Origin of the sequence: Chryseobacterium jejuense, from assembly GCF_900100075.1 — a bacterium.
In the GTDB taxonomy this organism is placed as follows: Bacteria; Bacteroidota; Bacteroidia; order Flavobacteriales; family Weeksellaceae; genus Chryseobacterium; species Chryseobacterium jejuense.
Window position 1 is genome coordinate 304523 of sequence record NZ_FNEG01000005.1, and the last position, 22880, is coordinate 327402.

Sequence of the window (22880 nt, forward strand, 5' to 3'; positions counted from 1 at the left end):
AAAGATATGACAAAACCGCTTAACAAAGAAAATACTGTCTCTATTACAATGATTTTCAAATATATTTTTAATCAATTTTTAAGGATAAATTATTATCCTGCGTTCCATCTGTGTTAGCCGCATTGTAAGGAATCGTTAACCATCCACTCTTATTCATCACAAACTTAAAGCCATAGCTTTTTCCTTTTTCAAACTGAGATTTGGGTACTGCAACCTCGAAGACATTATTCTTTTTAAGAATCATTTGATAGGATGGATCATTCATATTCCAATTGTTGAATACACCTGCCACCGAAACACTTTTGATGAATTCTGTACTTGAGTTCTTAGGGTATTGGTAAGAAAAAATCACATTATCATTTTCTATTCTATATCCGTACGTTTCCTTCTTCAGGTTGGGATGAGCCAAGGATTCAGTGATCGTGATTTCTTCAGCCAACATATAAGGTTCCATCAGGTTTTTATCTATAATTCCTGCAATATGATTTACCATTTGGTACATTACAGGGAACCCTTTATTGGCATTATACATGACAATAATAGACATACTTTTATCCGGGAAAATACTGTAAGCACTTACATTTCCACCCGAGAAACCATATGATTTTGTCTTATTATTATCTGTAATTTCCCAGCCATGTCCGAATTCCCAGCCGTTATTTTTATAGTCAAACGGCTTCCACATCATCTTCTTTGTTTCCGGTTTCAGAAAATCATTTTTACTGAAATGGATGCTCCATTGTAGAAAAGCAGGAAGAGTAACCGCCAGACCATTGGCAGAATGGGCTCTTACACCACTAATTTCAGTTAGCTTCTCATACTGCTTCTTCTCAGGATTATAATTATATTTTCCCACTCTATTAGGGATTCTTTCAATAGAATTAGAAGAAAAAATCACCTGATTTCTGGATTCCGGAAATTGATTTTCGAGAATATATTCTTCAAAAGTTTTTCTTGTTATTTTTTCAATAATCATACTAATCAACATATAATTCGTCTGATTATACCTATAATGATCACCGGCTTCAAATTCATTTTTTTCATTTGACAACCGTTGAATAACTTCATTAAAGGTTGCTTTTTCAGGAAGGTCTTTTACATCAGCCATATCCGGAAGCCCTGAAGAATGGGAAAGAAGATTTTTCACCTCGATATTTTGCCAATCTTTGGGCAGGTTATCTATATATTTTGAAATCTTATCGTCTACAGACAGTTTACCCTCCTCAACAAGTTTAAAAAGACCAATATTAGCCATCAGCTTTGTATTGGAATATATCCTGAACATGGACTTAGAGCTCACTTTTTCATCACTTTCCAGGTTTTCACGCCCATAATACTGCTGGAAGGTTACTTTATCATTTTTTACAATTCCTACAGCCATTCCAGGAATTTCATTGATTTGGATAACATTTTTTATATAGTTGTCAATGGCTTTTGACTGTTCTGCTGTCTGGCTGAATCCTAAAATGGATACATTAAAAAATAGGGCTGCTAAAACGGATTGCTTCATTGTTTCTTGATATCTTCATTCAATAAGACAGCTACTAACTTTAGTATGTTACAAAATTTATGAATTTTATAATAATTCAGTACATTTTATTTGGGCTTTAATGAATCAATTTCATACCCCAATTCAGCTAAATAATCCAGTCCATTTTGTTTTTCTATCCTATTTTTCCCATTCCAACCCTTTTCTCTTCCCTTTACAATAAGCTTTTGTATATACTTAGGTTCATTTGTATTGACTCTTTCTATTGAATTTGTTATTGTATTCATCAAAAAGATTCCGGAATTTAAGAGCTGTCCCATCAGGTAATCATCAACGGTTAGAAAATCAAGAATTAATGGAGTTTGTTTCTCTCCGCTTAAAAATACCTTTACAGTAAGTGTATTGGTATCTGTTCCACGATTATATTTATTTGTAACTAAATACAAATACTCTAGATATTCAACAGTTATCTTTCTTAATTTATTCTTCAATCTGTTCTTCTAATTTCTCCAGCCAGTCATTTCCCGGCCTTTTTATTTTCTTTGCTTCTGTATCAAACAGAATCCAAAGTGTGCTTGAATCCACAACCAGTTCATCATTACAATAAAACTCTACTTTTCTCGGCTGCTTAGCTCCTTCCGGAGCTTGCGGATAAGTTTTTACTGTAATTATATCATTCAGATACACCTGCTTTTTGTAACGGATATGATGATCCAGAAGCATCCAGACATCATTTTCATATTCTGTTTTATGCTTTAAGAGATCCCAATGTTCTGCTGCTATTTCTTCTACCCAATGTACATATTGAACATTATTAACGTGATTATTCTGATCGATATGTTCTTCCGTTACTTTAATCTGTTTTTCATATACCAAACTCATTTCATTGAAATATTTACTCAAATTTAAGATTTAAAATAAAAGGTTTCCGATGAATCTTTATACAAAAAGTCATATTTTATTGTATAAAAAAACGGAACCAGACTGATCTGATTCCGTTTTTATACTATTCAATAGATTGAAATTATTTTTTAGCTTTTCCTGCTGCTGGCTTAGAAGCTGTTGCCGAAGCTCCTAATTTTGTTTTTACCTGTGCTGTAATATCTTCACTTTCGTCTGTGTACACAAGATTACTTCCCTGCGCTGCAATATCAAATACATAGCTTAGGTTTCTTTCCTTAGACACTGCAAAAATAGCAGTCTTTATTTTCTGTTGAATTGGAGTAAACAATTCGCCTTGTTTAGCAGAAATTTCCTTAGCTGCCTGTGCTCTAGCCTCTTCAATTTTTTTACCCAGATTATCTAATTCTGTTTGTGCTGCAATAAGCTCTTTCGTTAAGGCCTCTTTATTAGTTTCGTTGAATGTTTTTTCTTTATCTTGTGCTACTTTCAACTTCGTCTGATATTCATTAATCAGCTTATCAATCTCAGTTTGCTTTGTTTTGGTTAGATTATCAATAGCTTCCCCTGCTGTTTTTACCTCAGTCATATTTTCAAAAACATCTGCAGTGTTTACACTTCCGATTTTTTGTTGAGCATTTACAGTATTAGCAGTTAAAGTTAATCCTGCTGCAATAAAAAATAATTTAATTAGTTTCATTATGATATATACTTTTTTTGAAAAATTCACTTTTTTTTCAGTGTCCAAATATAATATAATTTTTCATTTAGAATCATTCGACTTTTTCTGGATATAAACATTGTTATAAATATCCATAGTGTTCAAAATATTTACCATTAAAATTCCCATTAACATAAAGCTCTCCCCAAAAAACGGAGAGAGCTTCGAAAATATGTATAATGCAAAAAACTGATTTTTAATGAAACTGTGCTGTTTCTGTAGAATCCTTCATTGCTACGGTAGCAGAAGACCCGTTGGTAACAACATTCTGAACCTCATCAAAATATCCTGTTCCTACAAAAGACTGATGTTTTACCGCTCTGAATCCTTTTGATTGTAAAGCAAATTCACGTTCCTGAAGTTCTGAATATCCAGCCATTCCTCTTTCTTTATATGCCAACGCCAATTCAAACATTGCCGTATTCAAAGCATGGAATCCTGCCAAGGTAATAAACTGGAATTTATAGCCCATTTTCGCTAACTCTTCGCGGAAGGTAGACATTTCTTCCACACTTAGTTTAGCTGCCCAGTTGAATGAAGGTGAGCAGTTGTAAGCAAGCATTTTTCCTGGAAACTGTGCATGAATTCCGTCTGCAAATTTTTTCGCCTGTTCCAAATCCGGGTTTGAAGTTTCCATCCAGATCAGGTCTGCATAGGGTGCATAAGACAATCCTCGGTCTATTCCCTGTTCTACTCCATTTCTTACTACATAAAACCCTTCAGAAGTTCTTTCTCCTGTCACGAATTTTTTGTCTCTATCATCAATATCTGAGGTAAGCAGGTCTGCTGCATCAGCATCTGTTCTGGCAATGATAAGACTTGGAACACCCAATACATCTGCTGCCAAACGTGCCGCAACTAATTTATTAATGGCTTCCTGAGTAGGAACCAATACTTTTCCTCCTAAATGTCCACATTTCTTTGCAGAAGAAAGCTGATCTTCAAAGTGTACCCCGGCAGCACCTGCCTCAATCATTTGTTTCATGAGTTCAAATGCATTCAAGTTTCCACCAAAACCTGCTTCGGCATCTGCAATAATTGGAACAAGATATTCTTTATCTCCAGCTCCACTTACCGATTGAACCTGATCTGCTCTTAATAAAGCATTATTGATTTTTTTCACAACAGAAGGCACTGAATTTGCTGGATACAAAGACTGATCCGGATACATTTCTCCAGATAAGTTAGCATCTGCCGCCACCTGCCATCCTGAAAGATAAATCGCCTCTAAGCCGGCATCTACTTCCTGCACAGCCTGATTACCAGTTAAAGCTCCCAGTCCTGCCACAAAATCTTGGGTATTTAATTTTTCCCAGAATTTCTTAGACATTTCTGTCGCAATGGTATAATCTATTTTGTAAGAGCCACGAAGTTTTAATACTTCTTCTGCCGTATAAGGCCTTTTTATGCCATTCCAGCGTGGATTTATCAGCCAATCTTGCTCTAGAGCCTGGATTTGTTCTCGTCTTGTTTTCATAATATTTGGATTTTGTTTGTTGAATTCTGGAGTTCGGGATATGAGGTTTCGTGAATATTCAGATGTTCCTATTCTCTCACTATCTAACTATATAAAGGGATATGCTTTCAGGGTTAAAAATTCTTCAAAGTTTTCTGAGAATATCAATTCATTGAAAAGTTCTTTAGCAAGTTTGAATTTTCCGTTTTTAAAGCGGGTTTCGCCAACATATTTTTCAATATTGTCCATTTCTTCGGATTCCCATTGAAGGATCATATTTCTGGTTAATGTTCTGTCATCGCTTAATACCGCTTCATTTTTCAGCCATTGCCAGATCTGCGTTCTTGAAATCTCAGCAGTGGCAGCATCCTCCATCAGATTGTAAATAGCCGCTGCTCCGGTTCCCATCAGCCAGCTTTCGAGATAAAGAATCCCGACATTGATATTTTTTCTTACTCCTTTCTCTGTAATTTCTCCTTTTGGGATTTCCAGCAGATTGCTTTCCTGTATATTGTATTCAAATTTTTTATCGATCTGATTTTTAGAAGGCATATGCTCATCAAAAATATCCTTAGCCACTGAAACTAATGCAGGATGCGCCACCCAGGTTCCATCATGACCGTTTTTCACTTCTCTTTCTTTATCGCTTCTTACTTTTTCAAAAGCAATATTATTAGCTTCGTCATCATTTTTTACAGGAATCTGTGCTGCCATTCCCCCCATTGCATGAACATTTCTCTTATGGCAACCTTCAATCACTCTTTTTGAATAAGCGCTCATAAAAGGGGAAGTCATTGTTACCTGATCTCTATCTGGAACAATAAATTTCGGAAGGTTTCTGAATTTTTTGATGTATGAGAAGATGTAATCCCATCTTCCACAATTCAGTCCGGAGCTGTGTTCTTTTAATTCGTATAAAATTTCATCAATCTGGAATGAGGCTGTAATAGTCTCTATTAAAACTGTAGCCTTAATAGTTCCTTGTGGAATTCCCAGATATTCCTGAGCAAAGACAAATACTTCATTCCACCATCTTGCTTCTTTATAATGTTCTAATTTTGGAAGATAAAAGTATGGGCCACTTCCCTTTTCTAAAAGGTTTTTCACATTTCTGAAAAAGTAAATTCCAAAGTCTGTCAATGATCCTGATGCTTCTTCATCATTAATTTTAATATGCTTTTCAGGAAGATGTAATCCTCTTGGTCTTACCAATAAAACAGCTGTCTTTTCATTGAGTTTATAAGCCTTTCCTGCTTCGTTGACAAAATCTATGGTTCTGTTAATCGCATCGGAAAGATTAATTTGTCCTTCCATCCCATTTTCCCAGGTTGGTGAGCTGCTATCTTCAAAATCTGCCATGAAGGTAAAGGCTCCGGAATTCAGAGCGTTGATAATCATTTTACGATCAACCGGGCCTGTAATTTCTACTCTTCTGTCCAGCAAATCTTCTGGTAATGGTGCACATACCCAATTACCATTCCTGACCTCTTCTGTCTCCTTCAGAAATTTCGGAAGATTCCCCTGATCGAATTCTTTTTGCGTTTTTTTTCGTTCTTCTAAAAGATCTACTCTTTTTTGATTGAATTTCTGATGAAGCGCTATTAAAAAATCTATCAAATCGGGAGTGAAAATTTCTTCAAACTGCTTCTTGGCCGTAATTTTTAATTGAGTCTTGGTTTCCATAACATATTGATTTTGTGACTTGATGTTACAAACATAAACAAAAATTTTCACAAACAGCGAACGTTCGCTAATTTTTTCAAAAAATTATTATGCGAATAATCGCATCTATTTATTTATATTTGAGTAATGAATTCAGAAAGCGATTATATCAAAACAGTTTTCGGGCTAAAACTGAAGCAGCAGAGACAAAAGAAAAATTGGTCTCTACAGGATCTTGCTGTAAAAACCGGATTATCAAAATCTTACCTTAATGAGATTGAAAATGGAAAAAAATATCCGAAACATGATAAAATCATTCAGCTTTCTGAAGCTCTGAACTGCACTTTTGATGACCTGGTTTCTACAAAACTGGATAAAAGTCTTGCTCCATTTAATGAAATTCTACAATCCGATTTCTTCAAAGAAGTTCCATTGGAATTATTCGGAATCAACAAAAATAACCTCATCAGTATTATCAGCGATGCGCCTAAAAAAGTAACGGCTTTCATTAATGCACTGATAGAAATTTCTCAGAACTATAATCTTGGAAAGGAAAGGTTCTACTTTGCAGTTTTGAGATCATTCCAGGAGTTATATGACAATTATTTCCCGGAAATTGAAGATAAGGTAAGTCAGTTTACCGAAGAAAACCATCTTCAAATTGATAAAAATTTAAAGTCTGATATTCTGGAGCGAATTCTTACAGAGAATTTCAATTATACGATTCAGTCTGAAGATTTTGAAAGTTATGGAACACTGAACAACCTAAGATCTCTGTTTATTCCGGAAAAAAAATTACTACTTCTGAATAAAAAGCTTGAAAAGGATCAGAAAACATTTATTCTGGCTAAAGAAATAGGGTTCAACGTTTTGGAATTAAAAGTTCGCCCTACCACATATTCCTGGCTTGATTTCGGAAGCTTTGAGGAAATCTTGAATAATTTCTATGCTTCTTATTTTGCAGGAGCGTTATTAATATCAAAGGAACCTGCCATTGAAAAAACTTCAGAATTTTTCCAGCAAAATACATGGAATCCTGAGAACTTTGCCAGCCTTATCAATAGTTTCACAGATTCACCGGAAACATTCTATTATCGTCTGACTAACATCCTTTCTGCGGAAATGGGAATTAAGGATTTGTTTTATTTATGTTTGGTTAAAAAGAAAGGTTCAGAAAAAATTCAAATTTTAAAGGAGCTGCACCTTAATCATCAACAGGCCCCTCATGCCAATGCTATGAATGAGCATTACTGCAGAAGATGGATTGCCGTGAAAAACCTTCATCATTTAAAGGAAAATGAAACGCTGACAGATGCCCAAATTTCTCATTATAAAGATCAGGGAATAAGCTATCTGGTTATTTCTACTTCTCAGAAAAATCCTTTTTCTGATGGCAGCAACAGAAGTTATTGTCTTGGCATTTTATTGAACTCGCAAACGATAAAAAAAATCAGTTTTATAAAATCTCCATCGTTAGAAACTATCAATGTGGGAGTAACCTGCGAATCCTGCAGTATCCCGGATTGTGAGGTAAGACAGGCTCCTCCGGTACGATTGGAAAAAGAACATTTCAATCTTAGTATGAAGAATGCTATTGAGAAGATAAAAAAGGATTTTTGAGTTTAAAAGATTGAGTGTTTGAGAGTAAAGATTAAAAAACTATTTTATATCTTAGTAAAAACACACTTATGATATTAGACCTACTCTTTCCCAACCGATGTCTTCATTGTAATAGAATTATTGAAGCAGATCTTTTGGTTTGTGATCTATGCTTCGGACAAATTCATTTTACGCACTATGACTATTCCAAAAATAATCCGGTTAAAGAACAATGTAAGCTTTCGTTTCCTGTTGAGAATACTTACGCTCTTATTCAGTTTGAAGAGGATAGTTTAAGCAGGAAAATCATTCATGAACTAAAATACAGTAACAGAGAAATCACCGGAAAAATTCTTGCAGAATGGACTATTGAACGATTGGATTTCAGAGAACTGAGACCTGATCTTTTGTTAAGTGTACCTCTTCATCCCAAAAAACAGAGAGAAAGAGGTTATAATCAACTTCATTTATATACAGAAGTTCTTTCAAAATATTATGAAATTCCGTTTGATCATCAATTAATCAAGAGAAACTATTATTCTAAAGCCCAAGCCTTAAAAGACAAGAAACACAGACTGGAAACTATTAATACATTTTCTCTCACTAAACCTATTACAGGAAAACATATCCTTATCATTGATGATGTTTTTACAACAGGAACTACTGTTTCATCCATTGCCTGGGAAATTTTAAATGCCGGAGATAACAAAGTGAGTGTACTGGTGATGGCAATGGACGTGTAAACAAATTCAATCAGATTATCCTTTTAATCCTAAATTTTTCAGCATAATTCTTCGTTTTTGTGTTCCAATTCTTTTGCTTAATTTTCCGGAAAACAAATAATCATGCCGAATTTGGTCTTATTACACGGAGCTTTAGGTCATTCTGAAATATTTAATTCTTACCTGAATAGTCTTTCCGTCTATTTTACGATTCATACTCCTTTATTTTCAGGACATGGAGATAATGAACTTCCTGCAGATGGAATCAGTATAGAAAAATACACTCATGAATTAGCGGAATATTGTACTGAGAACAATCTAAAGGATGTATATTTTCTTGGACACAGCATGGGTGGTTATGTTGCCCTTTGTTATGCTATGAAACATCCAGAAAATGTCAATTCTATTATGACTTTGGGAACAAAATTCGATTGGACTGAGGAGCAGGCTTTAAAAGAAAGCAAAATGCTTAATCCGGATATTATTCTTGAAAAAATTCCTCAATATGCTCAGCTTTTAGAGAAACAACATGGTCTAAAATGGAAGCAATTACTTTCTGCTATTGCTGATTTAATGATTGATCTCGGAAAAAAACCACCGCTGAAAGATCATCTTGCTTCTATAGATACTCCTGTTCAGATCATGGTAGGAGATAAAGATAATATGGTAACACTTGAGGAAAGTGCTCATGTTTACAGAAGCCTGCCTAATGCAAAATTGGCCGTACTTCCTGAGACAAAACATCCCATGGATAAAGTACGACCAAATTTATTATTGAATTTAATAAAAGACTTCTGGAATCTTTCTTAAATTATCGTTGAAGTTTTTCTCCGTAACTTAAGTCTCCGGCGTCACCTAATCCTGGTGTAATGTATCCTTTTGATGTTAAGTTTTCATCAATAGCTCCTACCCAGATATGAGCATCAGGATATGCATTTTGAACGGTTTCAACACCTTGTCTTGAAGCAATGGCTGCTACAATGTGAAGCTGAGTTGGATTGCCGTTAGTTAATAGATCTTTAATGGCTTCAATCAGGGAAGCTCCGGTTGCCAGCATGGGATCTGCTACAATCAAAGGCCTCCCTTCAATGCTTGGGCAAGTCAGATAATCCTGCTTAATAGAGAAATAATCATTAGCATCGTGTTTTCTGTAAGCTGCCACGAAACCACAATCTGCTCTGTCAAGATAATTAAGAATTCCTTCAAATAATGGAACTCCAGCTCTTAAAATGGTTGTAATTACTGGTTGTACTGCAATTTCCCTGCTTTTAATGGTATCTAAAGGAGTTTGGATTTCAACATCTCTTACTTCCAATCCTTTACTGATTTCAAAGGCCGCAATTTCTCCGATTCTTTCCATATTTCTTCGGAATCTCATTCGGTCATGCTGAACCTGAACGTTTCGAAGTTCATTAATCCATTCATTAACAAGGGAAAAGTTTTGCGATAAAATAGTAAGCATGAAGATTTTAGGTTTTAATTACAGTTAGTAAACATTAATTATTGCAAAATTACAACTAAAAAACGAATCCGCAGATTGAACATGAACAGAAATAAGCTATATTTATATAATTTCCCTAACACCAATATTTTATTTTTTTAATGATGAAAAGCCTGATTTTAGGAAAAATCAGTCCAGAGTTTATAAAAGATGAAACTCTGCCTGAATTACTGGTTCCCACCTTTGAAAAATATAAGGACAAAACTGCCTTTATATTTAAGGATAAAAAAATTTCTTACGCTGAACTCGACAGCTGGAGCAATGCTATCGCCTTCCAATTGCAAAGCGAGGGTGTACAACCTGGCGACCGCGTAGGAGTCTGGCATCCACGAAGTCTTGAACTTCCCGTTGCCATACTTGGTATTTTAAAAGCGGGAGCTTCTTACATCCCTCTGGACAGGGAAATGCCGGAAGACAGAATAAAAAAAGTTTTTACTGATATTAATGTTAAAACTTATTTTTCAGATACGGATGCTCACATCCACTGTCAGCCATTAGCAATTCCTCCTCAACCCAAAGAAATTATTCCTTGCCCTAATGTTAATCCTAATCCGGATAACTGGGCGTATGTTTTATTTACTTCCGGAAGTACAGGAAACCCTAAAGGAATTCCTATTTCCCACAGGAACATATGCCATCTGATACGTTCTGAGCAGGATTTCATAGGGATAAAAGATACAGATATTGTTTATCAGGGGTTCTCTGTCTCTTTCGACATGTGGTGTGAAGAAGTTTGGATCAGCCTGTTTGCCGGAGCTACTATCTGGATTGCGGATGCTACTACTGTAAAAGCAATTGATGAACTTAGTGATGTTTTAACAGAAAATAAAATCACAGTACTTCACGCTGTTCCCAGTATTTTAGCTATTATTGATGAAGTTCCTGCCATCAGGTTTATAAATACAGGTGGAGAAGCTTGTACCAAACAGGTTCAGGAAAAGTGGGCAAAGCCTTACAGAATATTTATCAATAGCTACGGTCCTACAGAAACCACAGTTTCATCCAATATGATTAAACTGAACAGTCAGGAAGAACTTACCATTGGTCCCCCTCTTCCCAATTATCATATTGCTGTTGTTGATGAAAACATGCATATTCTTCCAAGAGGAGAACGTGGTGAAATGATTATTTCCGGACCGGGAGTAAGCAATGGATATTTTAACCTTCCGGAACTTACTGAACAAAAATTTCTTTCCAATCCTTTTCCGGAACTTCCCGGAGATAAAATCTATAGAACTGGAGATGCTGTTGTCATAAGAGAAAATGGGTTTATTGATTTTCAAGGAAGAATAGATGACCAAATTAAGCTCCGAGGCTACAGAATTGAACTTGGAGAGATAGAAACCCGCCTGAACCAGCTCCAGGATGTTTCTTCTGCTGCAGTAGCTGTAAAAGAGGATTCTAATGGACAAGGACAGCTTGTAGGGTACGCTGTTATGAGCAATGATATTTCATTTGAGGAAAATGAAATGAGAAAAGAACTGGCTAAGTTTCTAGCTCCCTATATGGTTCCTATTTCCATTATCCAAATGAAGGAAATGCCAAGAATGCCAAGTGGTAAGATCGATAGAAAACGACTTCCTATTCCTGAAAGCTTTACAGTTCATGAAAAAAATGATAACATTAAGATAGACACTGATGCTCCTGTAGAAGAAAGATTGTTACAAACACTGAAATGGGTATTTCCAGGAAAAGACATTAATCTGAATCAGGATTTCTTTATAGATCTTGGTGGACATTCATTACTTGCCGCTACTTTGATATCCCATTTACGTCAAAAAGCAGGAATTCCAACCGCCTCATTAAAGGAGATTTACGAAAACCGCCCTTTATCTGCTTATTCGGAATGTCTTAAAAATAAGCAATCCCAACAAGCTTCAAACCATGAACCTTTCCACAAGGTTTCAACATTACAGTATATCGCCTGTAATATTGCTCAGACCCTAAGTTTACTGGTGGTATTTGCTCTGTTGAGTATTCAGATATTCTTCCCTTATTTAAGCTATTATTATTTCCAGCTTAATGGATATGGGCTGCATTATGCTTTATTAAGTGCATTTTTATTGTATACTTTAATTCCACCGGTATACTCTCTTATTATTGTTTTGACCAAATGGCTGGTGATAGGAAAGATCAAGGAAGGAGATTATCCACTTTGGGGCTGGTATTATTTCAGATGGTGGCTATGGAAAACTATGAAGAGATTAATGCCTTCCGAATTCATTGTAGAAACCCCTTTATATCCAAAATATTTAAAATTATTGGGAGTAAAAGTACATCCAAGTGCCCAATTAAGTTTATTACCCATTGCTGCTGAAGACCTTGTTACAATTGATGAAAATGTAAATTCAAGTTCGGGATGCAGTATAGACAATGCTTCTGTTGAAAATGGTATTTTAAAGATAAGAAAAGTACATATCAAAGCTCATTCTTACCTGGGATCTTCGGCTATTGTTTGTGGAGACACGGTTATTGAAGAATTTGGAGAACTTCAGGATCTAAGCTGTCTGAATGAAGGAGAAAAAATCGGATTTGGTGAGGTATGGAATGGCAGTCCTGCAGAAAAGGTAAGGGTAAAAACGGGAGAAGAAATCGAGGTTCCTACTTTATCTTCAGCAGCAAAGAGAAACAGATATTCATTATTATACTCATGTTCTTTATTTTTCTTTCCGCTTCTGATTGTTTTACCCCTGGCACCTACACTTTATACTCTGTATTATCTGGATGACCGCTCCTCTGACTATAGCTTTTATTACCTGTGGCAGGCTCCAATACTCTCTACTGTATATATTTTACTGTTTATAGCTGTCGTGAGTATTCTTACGAGAATGTTACAGTATAACATGAAACCTGGAATCTATCCGGTATATAGTTTCACCTATTATCGAAAATGGATCAAGGATCAGATCTTTAATTTATCGCTTATTATTGTGCATCCCCTTTTTGCATCCATTTATATCAGCAAATTTTATAGAATGATGGGAGCAAAAGTGGGTAAAAACTCAGAAATATCTACAGCCAGTGATGTTTCTCACCATCTTCTGGAAATTGGTGAAGGCTCTTTTATTGCTGATGCAGTTATTCTGGGAGAGCATGATGTAAGAAATGAGAAATTAATTTTATCCAAAACAACGATTGGAAACAATAGTTTTGTAGGAAACAGCGGACTTATTCCGCAAGGATATGAACTTGGTGATAATATGCTGATTGGGGTATTGAGTAAAGCACCTTCTGAGGAACAGCTTAAAAATTCTTCTGAAAGAGACTGGTTCGGATCACCTCCAATTGGTCTTCCATCCAGACAGAAATCAGAGGGGTTTCAGGATAATCTTACCTATAATCCTCCGTTCCGCCTTAAACTGGCAAGGGCGATTGTAGAAGGCATAAGAATCATCCTTCCACAAACCGTAGTTATTATATGCAGTGTATTGTTTATTGCCTATACAAGTACTTATCTGGAAGGAAAAATCCATTACCTTTTATTACTTGCTCCTTTTTATTATCTTGGAATTGTTGCTCTACCCTCTTTTTTCTTTACGGTATTACTCAAATGGATATTTATAGGAAAATATAAGAAAACGGAAATGCCTATGTATAGCCTGAAAGTATGGCTAAGTGAAGGAATTACCACGATCTATGAAGCTCTTCCCGTTCTATTCTTTCTTGACTTTCTCCGTGGTACAGGATGGCTTCCGTTCTTTATGCGATTTTTGGGAGTGAAAATCGGAAAAAAAGTATGGCTTAACACGACTGACATTACAGAGTTTGACATGGTATCCATTGGTGATGAATCTATGCTGAATGAAGATTGTGGACCTCAAACACACCTTTTTGAAGACCGAATCATGAAAGTAGGAAGTGTGAAAATCGGAAGCCAAACAACAATCAATTCCAGAACCATTATACTATACGATAGTGAAATAGGAAATAATGTTAACATTGCTCCTCTTTCACTGGTGATGAAAGGAGAAGTTCTTTCTGATAATACTTCCTGGTATGGAAGTCCTTTGAGAGGAAAATAAATAAGCAGTAAGATGGGAGATGAAATTTTTAAAAATTCAAAAGAAAAATAGCCATCATTTCATTAATAAATTTCTGATAGAAACTTTCAATTCCTTCTTCCAAACCTAAAAAAACAACACCATTATGAATTATTCCATTAAAAAAATAAAGATCACAGAAAATCTATCGATTGTAGATGAGTTGGTAGGTGAACTTCATGTTTCTGAAAAAGATATGAATGATAAAACCGCTGATTGGGGCCAAATTCGGGACAATTATCTCCAATTTATGGCAGACTGTGAAGAAGAAAATGATGGTACCTTTCTCATTGCTGAAGCTGATGGAAAAGCTATAGGATTTCTATTTGGATACATTGACGAAAAAGATGAAAGTAATTTTGAACAGGGAGATGGTGATGACCTCTATGTTTCTGAAGGATATGTGAAAAAAGAATACAGAAAGCAAGGGATCTACTCTGCCCTCAATACAACTTTCGAAGAAACTTATTCTGACTATAAAATCCGAAAAATATACCGTTTTACGCTTTGCAACAATGATACCATGCAGCGTTGGCTGGCTTCACAGGGCTATCGTCCCGTAAGGCTGGTTTATGAAAAATGGTTGTGATAAAAAGAGAGAAAGGCGGAAGCTTCTACTCCACGGTAAAGATTATTATAACCACTTGTATTCAATAAGTGATTTAAAATAAAAAATCTGGTAAGTTTCCTTACCAGATTTTTTATGAATAATGTTCTTTTATTTTTGTCTGAAATACACTTCAATCGGAACTCCGGTAAACCCGAATTCTTTTCTCAACTGGTTTTCAGTAAATCTCTTATATGGTTCTTTCACATATTGTGGAAGGTTACAGAAGAATACAAACTGCGGAGATGGTGTAGGAAGCTGAACGCAATATTTAATTTTAATATATTTTCCTTTCAACGCCGGTGGTGGTGTATTTTCGAAAATAGGAAGCATTACTTCATTCAGTTTTGAAGTTTTGATCTTCTTTTTACGGTCTTCGTATACCTCCATCGCTACTTCTACAGCCTTCAAGATTCTTTGTTTCGTTAAAGCTGATACGAACAGAATCGGAATATCCTGGAACTGACCAATTTTATCCTTGATTGCTTTCTCGAAATCACGCATTGTATTGGTTTGCTTGTCTTCAACCAAGTCCCATTTATTCACAAGGATTACAATTCCTTTTCTGTTTTTCTGTGCTAATCCGAAGATATTCATATCCTGAGATTCCCATCCCTGAGTAGCATCTACCATGATGATGACAACATCAGAATATTCAATAGAACGGATAGATCTCATTACGGAATAGAATTCTAAGTCTTCATTTACTTTAGACTTTCTTCTCATCCCAGCTGTATCTACCAATACAAACTCGTGACCGAATTTATTGTATAAAGTTTGAATACTGTCTCTTGTAGTTCCTGCTATATCTGTTACAATATTTCTCTCAACATCTAATAAAGCATTAGTCATTGTAGACTTTCCTACATTTGGACGACCCGCGATAGTGATTTTAGGCAATCCTTCGAAGGGATCTTTGTATTCTGTAGTTGGGAAATCCCTAACAATATCATCTAGTAAATCTCCGGTTCCAGAACCTGTAGCAGAAGAAAGAGTGTAATATTTATCGATTCCTAACTGGTAGAATTCTGTTGCAGGAAGTTCTTCTTTAGATGAGTCCACTTTATTAATGACAATATAGATAGGCTTGTTAGATCTTCTAAGAAGTCTGTAAATTTCGTAATCGGTATCTGTAAGACCTTCTTCCACGTTCATCATAAATATAATGGAAGTAGCTTCATCTACTGCTAATTGTACCTGCTTACGGATTTCTTCTTCAAAGATATCATCTGTACCTACATCATATCCTCCGGTATCAATTACGGTAAAGTCTACTCCATTCCAGTCAGATTTTCCGTAATGACGGTCTCTGGTAACACCGGCTGTAGAATCTACAATAGCTTCTCTTCTTTCTAATAAACGGTTAAAAAGCGTGGATTTTCCTACGTTGGGACGTCCAACGATTGCGACAATATTTGACATAAAAAATGTTTAATAATCCTTTTGCTGCGCTAAGGATAAGTTATTAATGGGTTACTCCAACTTTTGGAGCCCAATTTTTTTGCAAAGATAAGATTTTATTATTTAGTATTAAAAACCTCTTCTATTTTGACAATTTTTAGTGAAAAATAATTATTTGGAAATCAACTGATAACGCTACACCACAACGATTATGTTACTATTTTTTTAATTTTGATTTTTGTATTTCAAATAATTTTTCTAATTTCGCAGCATCAAAACAGACCTATAGTGTAACGGTAGCACTCCGGTTTTTGGTACCGTCAGTCGGGGTTCGAATCCCTGTGGGTCTACAACCAAACAAAAGCAACTCGCTAATTTACAGCAAGTTGCTTTTTTGTTTTTGGAAGGTTTTCAAAAATAGAGTTTCTTTATCCAAGCAATTTCTTAATCAATATCTAAATTAGAGTTAAAGTGAACTCAAACAGTAATCCTAAAAAAAACAAATATAGAGTTGGTATCAATACCCATTTGATACAATGATGAAAAACTTAATATGAAAACTATATTTTTAAAAAGCCTGTTTATAATTGGTATATGTTTTACACATATCAGCAAAGCTCAGTCCTTATCTATACACGACTACATTAAATTCTATAACGGGGTTGTTCCTAAATTGACTACTATTGCTCCGAATAAAACACAATTTTATGGGCAGAATTTTTCCAAATTCAATACTGAACTCAACAAAAAATATATAAATATTGTAGGATTAGATTATGATAGCAAAACAGATACTGGAAAAAAATATTATATTTTAAGATTATTCTTATGTGATTCTAATATGGATAAACCAGCATTAGATAACAGGTATCAAATTCCCTGGATAACAATTACCTTTGAGGATGAGATTCCTCCTCAAATTAAAAGCATGGTACAGCAGTATCATGGAGAATGGAATAATACTTTTGTTGAATTTTTCTCAAATATGAAAATAGAAAAAATAAAATTTGTAGGAGTTAAAGGATATAACAACAGTGATTGGTCTGGTAAATGATCTATCCAGAAGCATCATGTTTGTATGAGTCATATCAAGAATCACACTTACTGACTCCTTAAAAATAAAATAAAGACCATTGCAAGACAATGGTCTTTATTTTTTTATAATATTCTTTGCCACCTTCATTTCTATTATAATCCTTTAAAGTATTAAATAACATTTCATTTTCATTCATAATAATTTTTTCTCCAACCCAATCCCTCTTCATTCAATAATACCTTGAAGGATTTTTTAACAAGAACTATCAAAATTAGATTTTAACACGACATAATTTAGGACTCTCCATATCTTTTTTATTTTAATGTAATTAAGTCTTAACCCCGATCAATTAGTGATAAAACTCATATTAATTCACTCTACAATGAGCGTTAACAAATGTTAAAAAATACTAATTTCGCGTGATTTTAAACGACTAATAATAAACAACAGGGAATGAAAAAACTTTATCTCAGTGCATGGACTTTGTGCACCGTTTTAGGAGTATCTGCTCAGGAAGTTGTTTGGCAAAAAGATATCAAATCCTCTACTCAGGATTTTCTAAGCCAGATTACCACGACCATCGATCAGCAATACCTTATTACAGGGAGCTCAATCCAAATTAAAAACGAGTCACAAACTCTTAACAGCCAAAAACAAAACAATGGCTACGATTTTCACTTGATAAAGCTCAATCAGCAAGGAAATGAAGCCTGGGAAAAATATTTCTCAGGAAATAACCACGATTACTTATCTGCAACGGTAACTACTCAGGATGGAGGTTTTCTGTTAGCTGGAACCTCCTATTCAGGAAAAGGATTGGATAAAAAAGAAGATTCCAAGGGAGGATCAGATATCTGGCTGATCAGGATCAATGAATTCGGAGATGAATTATGGCAAAAAACACTAGGCACTTCTTCCGATGAAGAAGCCAGAGCAGTCATCCAAAGTACAGATTTAGGTTTTTTTGTTGCTGGAAATGTACAAAGTACTTCCAATGGTTTTGGTTCTAAAGATGTCTGGATCACCAGACTGGATAAAGACGGAAAAGAGCTCTCTCAACTGATTTTAGGTGGAAAAGGCTTAGACGAAGTTGAAAAAATGATTCCAACAAAAGATGGTGGAGCCTTATTGGGAATTTATTCAAGAAGTTCTGAGATTCGCGATGCAGGTTCCTGGGTTAGAACCCGCGAAGAGAAGTCTTCTGGTGAAAGATCTGTTAGCTCAACAACCATTAGCCAAATGCCAAAAGCCAGCAGCAATTTCGGTGAAGGCGACTATTGGGTTATCAAACTGGAGAAAAACGGAAAAGTAGAGTGGGAAAAGAATTTTGGAGGTAAAGGAGATGATCATATCAGAACACTGGCTTTAACTGCAAATGGTTATATCATTGGTGGTGAATCCAGATCCGAAAGATCCGGAAACAAAACAGTAGGGATTGAAGAAGGAACAGACCTTTGGATTATTGCTCTTAATGAAAGAGGTGATGAGCAGTGGCAAAAATCTTACAATTTTAAAAACCGTGATATTCTAATGGGAATGAGCGTGATTCATTCTGCAGATACTCAATCTTCAAAAGGAATCTTGTTAGGTGGTTACACTCAAGCCGAAGGAAGAATACTAGAAAATGATGAAACCTTTTGGATGCTGTATCTGGATGGAAACGGGAATGAACAGTGGCGGAAACATGTAGCAGGAGAATCCAGACAAAAAGAAGAGAGACTTTCAGATTTGAAACTGAATAGAGATGGTTCTATTATTTTAGCCGGAACCAGTGCCAAAGAACTTGGTAAGGAGAACTGGAAGATTGTAAAGCTGGGTGATAAACAAGTGAATGATCTGATAGAGAAATATGATATTAAAATTTATCCAAATCCGGTATCGGATTATGCGTATGTAGAAATTGGTTTTGATTTTAAAGAGGCTGACATTATGCTGTATGATATGAGCGGAAGGCAACTTCAGAACTTTAAAACAAAGAATAAAGTTACCAAGATTAATACCCAGGCTTTGGTACAAGGGGGGTATTTAGTAACAATAAAAACGGATAACAATAAAACAGCAAATGCTAAAATTATTAAGAAGTAATAATAATGAAGAAGATTTTAATAACAATAATATTCATACTCATATATTCAATCGGGTTTTCCCAAATATTTAAAGACCCTAGAAATATATTTCCGTATGCGCCAGAAACAAGTAGTTTGGTAAAATATCAGGAGACACCTGTTTCTAACTATACAGGAGTTCCTAATATCTCAATACCTATCTATACTATTAAATCTGGAAGTACAGAAGTTCCCATTACGTTAAACTACCATTCTGGAGGAATTCTAGTTTCAGAAATTGCAGGTACTGTAGGTTTAGGCTGGTCTATTGGTACTATTTCGCCTATTACCAGAAAAGTTAATGGATATACAGATGAAAATGGAGTTATGAAACACAATGATAATATTGAGGGATTTCTTACTAGTGGAATAGATAATCAACAGCTGAGGTTGATTTCTGCAACAAATGGAATGTATAATGAATCTATTGCTGACCTCATGTCAGATGAGTTTAATTTATCTATAAACAATTTTACAGGTAGTTTTTTATATAATCCTAAAAATAAAAGGATTGCAACTTTTCCAATGTCAGATTTGAAGATTGATTATTATATCAAAAATATCAGAACAAATAGAAATCAAATTGATACTATTAATGTTACTGCTACTGATGGATTAAAGTATACTTTTGGAGGAGATGGGGTAGAAACTTTCAGTTATAACGGTGGTATGTCAGAAAGTAACTATTATGGAGCAAATGCTTGGAAAATTAAGAAAATAAAAGGAACTGATAATAATGAAATTAATTTCTCTTATATATCGAATAATATTCTTAAACGAGAACTTCCTCCACAAGTGAAATTTATCAAATACACTCGCTATAATTATGGGACAGGGTGTAATTTTCCAGACCCATCTGGTTCTGAAGGAATAACCCCAAATTTTGATACACAATACTCGACGAAAGAAGCTCTATTAGATAAAATAGAGACTACAGATGCTATTGTAAACTTTATCTATTCTAATCGATTAGATTTTAGCGATTTAAAAAAACTAGATAAGATTATTATTAGAAGTAAATCAGGGGAGTTCATTTCTGAAAAAAAATTTAATTATGATTATTTTCAAACTATAATTGAAGCTTCAGGCACTACAGATCCAACAGAAAATCCAGCTAAAAAATTAAAATTGATTTCTTATGATGAATGTGACAAGGGTGGAAAATGTATTTCTACTTCATTTGAATATTATGAGAGTTCCAACATGACACAACGATTATCTTATGCAACAGATCACTGGGGATACTATAATGGTCAACTTAACAATGATGGTTTTCCCAATGTCCCTATAAAATACATTGATACTAGGACAGGTATTCCTACTACCATTAAGGGGTTTGTTTCTGATCTTGGAAATAATGTTATTCAGAAATCAGATAAAAACGTTAGCCCTAGCCTTGTTAAAACATTTTCACTAAAATCGATTACATATCCTGAGGGTGGAAAGAATGAATACATTTATGAAGCTAATACAGCAAGTTCTTTTTTATATAAGCCTAATGAAGAACATTATTTTCTTCCCCCTAAAAAGAAACCTACAAAAAGTAGTTTTTTTAAAGTAAGTGGATATGCAAATGGTCCTAACTTAATTACAGATGATCCTGCTGCACCAACAACTGATGCTGGACCTGTAAAAACTTATGTTTGGGAAGTTGATTTAACAAACTATGATAAAGAGGAAACGTTGAATATAGATTATAGTTCCACCTTTAAAGCTTCTAATTTTTCAAATCATATAAGCGAAAGTTCTATAATTGCTGAATTAAGTATTTTTTATTACAAAAATGGCGTAAAGACCTACTGGTTTCAAGGATCTCCAATGGGAAATACACAATCAATTTACAGACATCGCTTTAATAATACGGATGTTCCCAATCAAAAAGTTTATGCTGAAATAAAGCATGAATATTGGGGTGGATTAAATTGGGGAAGTAATCTTTCTGATTATATCTTTTTTTATTCACAAATTACTTTTAGTTGGGATGAAAAAGATCCTAATTTCAAGCCATATGATGATATTGTCTATGGCGGAGGAATCAGAATAAAAGAAATTAAACAATACGATAGAAATCAATATACATCTTCAACTAAATACTTTTATAAAAAAGAAGAAAATAGCAAGCTTTCAAGTGGAGTATTGTTTAATATTCCTATGTATACTAAAAATAATCGTTTTGGACAAATTAAAGGTCATGCATGTTCTGGTGATACAGGTGCTTTAAAAACTATTGAAGATGGAACAGAAATTTCAGTCAGACCTGCTATTGCTGGGATGAGAACCCAAGGTAAAACTATTGGCTATACAAATGTAGAAGTGATTAAAACAGATGCAGCCAATAATACTAAAGGTAAAGAAATTTATCAATATTATATTGAGCCTCCATTACAAACTGGAGATAATTCACTTGCTTATGTAGAGAGCACTCAGGCAAAATACGAATTTATGGAAAGTAGAGATTGGAGAAATGGTGAATTATTAAAATATATAGCCTTAAATAATGACAATGATACCTTAAAAACTATTAAAAGAGACTTTTATCTTTCCGGGCCACCACGAGCGACAGCAGACTATTATAATCAGAGAAATGTAAAGATGTTATTATATGCTCTAATTTCACCCATTGATTATTGGCCGGGAGGAACTCCATTAAGGAATATTTATGCAGGTGCTTCAATGATGGATCCAGATGTTTCTATCAATGGTATTTTTCCCTCCTATATAGGTTTAAATACTACTACTCAACCTGGTTACTTTCCTATATTTGTAAAGCATACTGATGCATTTTTATTGAGAAAAGAAACCTATACAGACTATTTTAGTGGTGGAAAAAAGGTCATAAAAACATCAGAATATTTTTATGATGAACCATTATACCCTATTCAATTAACCTCCAAGAAAGAATCATTTTCAGAGGGAAGTACTCTTAATACAACATTCAAATATGCTTATAATAAAGCAAATCAATTAATGATTGATAAAAATATGATTAGTATCCCACTAGAGATAATTACTATAAATAATTCAGCTAATACTTTAAGGAAAACAGAAACTATTTATCCAACTTCAACACCAACATTTCAAACAGGAAATTTAGTACTTCCCATTTCTGTATTATCTTATGATCTTCAAAACCCTACAATTCCATCTGTTGAAGTAAACTATGATAAATACGATAAAAAAGGTAATCTTCTCCAATATACAACTAAGGGTGGAGTTTCCACAGTTATCATCTGGGGATATAATGGGACTCAGCCAATTGCTAAGATTGAAAATGCAAAACTTGAAAACATTGGGCAATCTCTTATAGACAGTATAGTCAATGCATCTGACTTAGATGCTAAGCAAGGAACGGATACTTCAGATGAGAATCTCATTAAAGAATTAAATACTTTCAGAAATAACCCTGCTTTATCCGGTTATCAGATCACTACCTACAGCTATGATCCATTGATAGGGGTTCGAAGCATCACTCCACCATCTGGAATCAGAGAGGTCTATGTTTATGATTCGGCTAACCGACTTAAAGAAATAAGAGAGCAAAGCAACACAGGAAAACTATTAAAAGAATTTAAATATAACTATAAACCGTAATAACTCAAATTATGAAAAAAATAATATTCACTACAGGAGCTTTAGTAGTT

At 34.6% G+C, this 22880-nt stretch carries 16 protein-coding genes and 1 tRNA gene; 9 read left to right on the forward strand and 8 right to left on the reverse strand.

Annotation, left to right across the window (positions count from 1 at the left end; all coding sequences use genetic code 11):
- Positions 1 to 67 precede the first annotated feature (67 nt).
- The 6 genes from BLS98_RS16615 to aceB all read right to left on the reverse strand — a co-directional run bounded on the left by BLS98_RS16615 (position 68) and on the right by aceB (position 6249).
- Positions 68 to 1510 (reverse strand): serine hydrolase, encoded by a 1443-nt coding sequence (locus tag BLS98_RS16615; protein WP_089737634.1) that lies wholly within the window; start codon positions 1508 to 1510, stop codon positions 68 to 70.
- Between the two features lie 86 nt (positions 1511 to 1596).
- Positions 1597 to 1980 carry a hypothetical protein gene (locus BLS98_RS16620; RefSeq protein ID WP_089737635.1) on the reverse strand — a complete coding sequence of 128 codons (384 nt, stop codon included), beginning with the start codon at positions 1978 to 1980 and terminating at the stop codon, positions 1597 to 1599.
- Positions 1970 to 2392: an acyl-CoA thioesterase gene (locus BLS98_RS16625; RefSeq protein ID WP_228425367.1), complete on the reverse strand. Its 423-nt coding sequence runs from the start codon at positions 2390 to 2392 to the stop codon at positions 1970 to 1972. Before BLS98_RS16625 ends, BLS98_RS16620 begins: the two co-directional genes overlap by 11 nt.
- Positions 2393 to 2513: 121 nt before the next feature.
- Positions 2514 to 3089, reverse strand: coding sequence for an OmpH/Skp family outer membrane protein (locus BLS98_RS16630; protein WP_089737637.1), 576 nt, complete (start codon positions 3087 to 3089; stop codon positions 2514 to 2516).
- A gap of 217 nt (positions 3090 to 3306) precedes the next feature.
- Positions 3307 to 4587, reverse strand: a complete 1281-nt coding sequence (gene aceA, locus BLS98_RS16635; protein WP_089737638.1) for an isocitrate lyase — start codon at positions 4585 to 4587, stop codon at positions 3307 to 3309.
- Between the two features lie 87 nt (positions 4588 to 4674).
- A complete protein-coding gene (aceB, locus tag BLS98_RS16640) occupies positions 4675 to 6249 on the reverse strand; it encodes a malate synthase A (protein WP_089737639.1) in 1575 nt (524 codons plus the stop codon).
- 126 nt (positions 6250 to 6375) lie between these two features.
- On the opposite strand from aceB, the gene BLS98_RS16645 reads away from it, so the two are divergent.
- The 3 genes from BLS98_RS16645 to BLS98_RS16655 all read left to right on the forward strand — a co-directional run bounded on the left by BLS98_RS16645 (position 6376) and on the right by BLS98_RS16655 (position 9359).
- Entirely contained in the window at positions 6376 to 7848 is a 1473-nt protein-coding gene (locus BLS98_RS16645; protein WP_089737640.1) for a helix-turn-helix domain-containing protein, read from the forward strand.
- A 68-nt stretch (positions 7849 to 7916) separates the two neighbouring features.
- On the forward strand, positions 7917 to 8570 hold the full coding sequence (locus BLS98_RS16650; protein ID WP_089737641.1) for a ComF family protein: 654 nt from the start codon (positions 7917 to 7919) through the stop codon (positions 8568 to 8570).
- A 102-nt stretch (positions 8571 to 8672) separates the two neighbouring features.
- Complete coding sequence (locus BLS98_RS16655; protein ID WP_089737642.1) at positions 8673 to 9359, forward strand: alpha/beta fold hydrolase; 687 nt, start codon at positions 8673 to 8675, stop codon at positions 9357 to 9359.
- Between the two features lies 1 nt (position 9360).
- Here the strand turns inward: BLS98_RS16655 and upp are convergent, their stop codons facing one another.
- The gene (gene upp / locus BLS98_RS16660) at positions 9361 to 10011 is read right to left on the reverse strand and encodes a uracil phosphoribosyltransferase (protein ID WP_089737643.1); all 651 of its coding nucleotides are present in this window, start codon (positions 10009 to 10011) and stop codon (positions 9361 to 9363) included.
- Positions 10012 to 10151: 140 nt separating this feature from the next.
- Between upp and BLS98_RS16665 the strand changes: the two genes are divergently transcribed.
- Positions 10152 to 14072: a Pls/PosA family non-ribosomal peptide synthetase gene (locus tag BLS98_RS16665; protein ID WP_089737644.1), complete on the forward strand. Its 3921-nt coding sequence runs from the start codon at positions 10152 to 10154 to the stop codon at positions 14070 to 14072.
- Positions 14073 to 14196: 124 nt separating this feature from the next.
- The gene (locus BLS98_RS16670) at positions 14197 to 14679 is read left to right on the forward strand and encodes a GNAT family N-acetyltransferase (protein ID WP_089737645.1); all 483 of its coding nucleotides are present in this window, start codon (positions 14197 to 14199) and stop codon (positions 14677 to 14679) included.
- A gap of 129 nt (positions 14680 to 14808) precedes the next feature.
- Here the strand turns inward: BLS98_RS16670 and der are convergent, their stop codons facing one another.
- Positions 14809 to 16119, reverse strand: a complete 1311-nt coding sequence (gene der, locus BLS98_RS16675; RefSeq protein ID WP_089737646.1) for a ribosome biogenesis GTPase Der — start codon at positions 16117 to 16119, stop codon at positions 14809 to 14811.
- 258 nt (positions 16120 to 16377) lie between these two features.
- Here der and BLS98_RS16680 point away from each other — a divergent pair.
- From BLS98_RS16680 to BLS98_RS16695, 4 genes are all read left to right on the forward strand, one after another.
- Positions 16378 to 16448: transfer RNA gene (locus tag BLS98_RS16680), tRNA-Gln, on the forward strand.
- Positions 16449 to 16651: 203 nt separating this feature from the next.
- Positions 16652 to 17152, forward strand: coding sequence for a hypothetical protein (locus BLS98_RS16685; protein WP_089737647.1), 501 nt, complete (start codon positions 16652 to 16654; stop codon positions 17150 to 17152).
- Between the two features lie 435 nt (positions 17153 to 17587).
- Positions 17588 to 19219: a T9SS type A sorting domain-containing protein gene (locus BLS98_RS16690; protein ID WP_089737648.1), complete on the forward strand. Its 1632-nt coding sequence runs from the start codon at positions 17588 to 17590 to the stop codon at positions 19217 to 19219.
- A gap of 5 nt (positions 19220 to 19224) precedes the next feature.
- Positions 19225 to 22830, forward strand: coding sequence for a hypothetical protein (locus BLS98_RS16695; RefSeq protein WP_139166142.1), 3606 nt, complete (start codon positions 19225 to 19227; stop codon positions 22828 to 22830).
- Positions 22831 to 22880: the final 50 nt, after the last annotated feature.

What these genes read in the sequence shown, in the direction of transcription:
- BLS98_RS16615 (WP_089737634.1), bottom strand. Translation starts at nt 1,510, where the DNA reads ATGAAGCAATCCGTTTTAGCAGCCCTATTTTTTAATGTATCCATTTTA.
- BLS98_RS16630 (WP_089737637.1), bottom strand. Translation starts at nt 3,089, where the DNA reads ATGAAACTAATTAAATTATTTTTTATTGCAGCAGGATTAACTTTAACT.
- aceA (WP_089737638.1), bottom strand. Translation starts at nt 4,587, where the DNA reads ATGAAAACAAGACGAGAACAAATCCAGGCTCTAGAGCAAGATTGGCTG.
- aceB (WP_089737639.1), bottom strand. Translation starts at nt 6,249, where the DNA reads ATGGAAACCAAGACTCAATTAAAAATTACGGCCAAGAAGCAGTTTGAA.
- BLS98_RS16645 (WP_089737640.1), top strand. Translation starts at nt 6,376, where the DNA reads ATGAATTCAGAAAGCGATTATATCAAAACAGTTTTCGGGCTAAAACTG.
- BLS98_RS16650 (WP_089737641.1), top strand. Translation starts at nt 7,917, where the DNA reads ATGATATTAGACCTACTCTTTCCCAACCGATGTCTTCATTGTAATAGA.
- BLS98_RS16655 (WP_089737642.1), top strand. Translation starts at nt 8,673, where the DNA reads ATGCCGAATTTGGTCTTATTACACGGAGCTTTAGGTCATTCTGAAATA.
- upp (WP_089737643.1), bottom strand. Translation starts at nt 10,011, where the DNA reads ATGCTTACTATTTTATCGCAAAACTTTTCCCTTGTTAATGAATGGATT.
- BLS98_RS16665 (WP_089737644.1), top strand. Translation starts at nt 10,152, where the DNA reads ATGATGAAAAGCCTGATTTTAGGAAAAATCAGTCCAGAGTTTATAAAA.
- BLS98_RS16670 (WP_089737645.1), top strand. Translation starts at nt 14,197, where the DNA reads ATGAATTATTCCATTAAAAAAATAAAGATCACAGAAAATCTATCGATT.
- der (WP_089737646.1), bottom strand. Translation starts at nt 16,119, where the DNA reads ATGTCAAATATTGTCGCAATCGTTGGACGTCCCAACGTAGGAAAATCC.
- BLS98_RS16685 (WP_089737647.1), top strand. Translation starts at nt 16,652, where the DNA reads ATGAAAACTATATTTTTAAAAAGCCTGTTTATAATTGGTATATGTTTT.
- BLS98_RS16690 (WP_089737648.1), top strand. Translation starts at nt 17,588, where the DNA reads ATGAAAAAACTTTATCTCAGTGCATGGACTTTGTGCACCGTTTTAGGA.
- BLS98_RS16695 (WP_139166142.1), top strand. Translation starts at nt 19,225, where the DNA reads ATGAAGAAGATTTTAATAACAATAATATTCATACTCATATATTCAATC.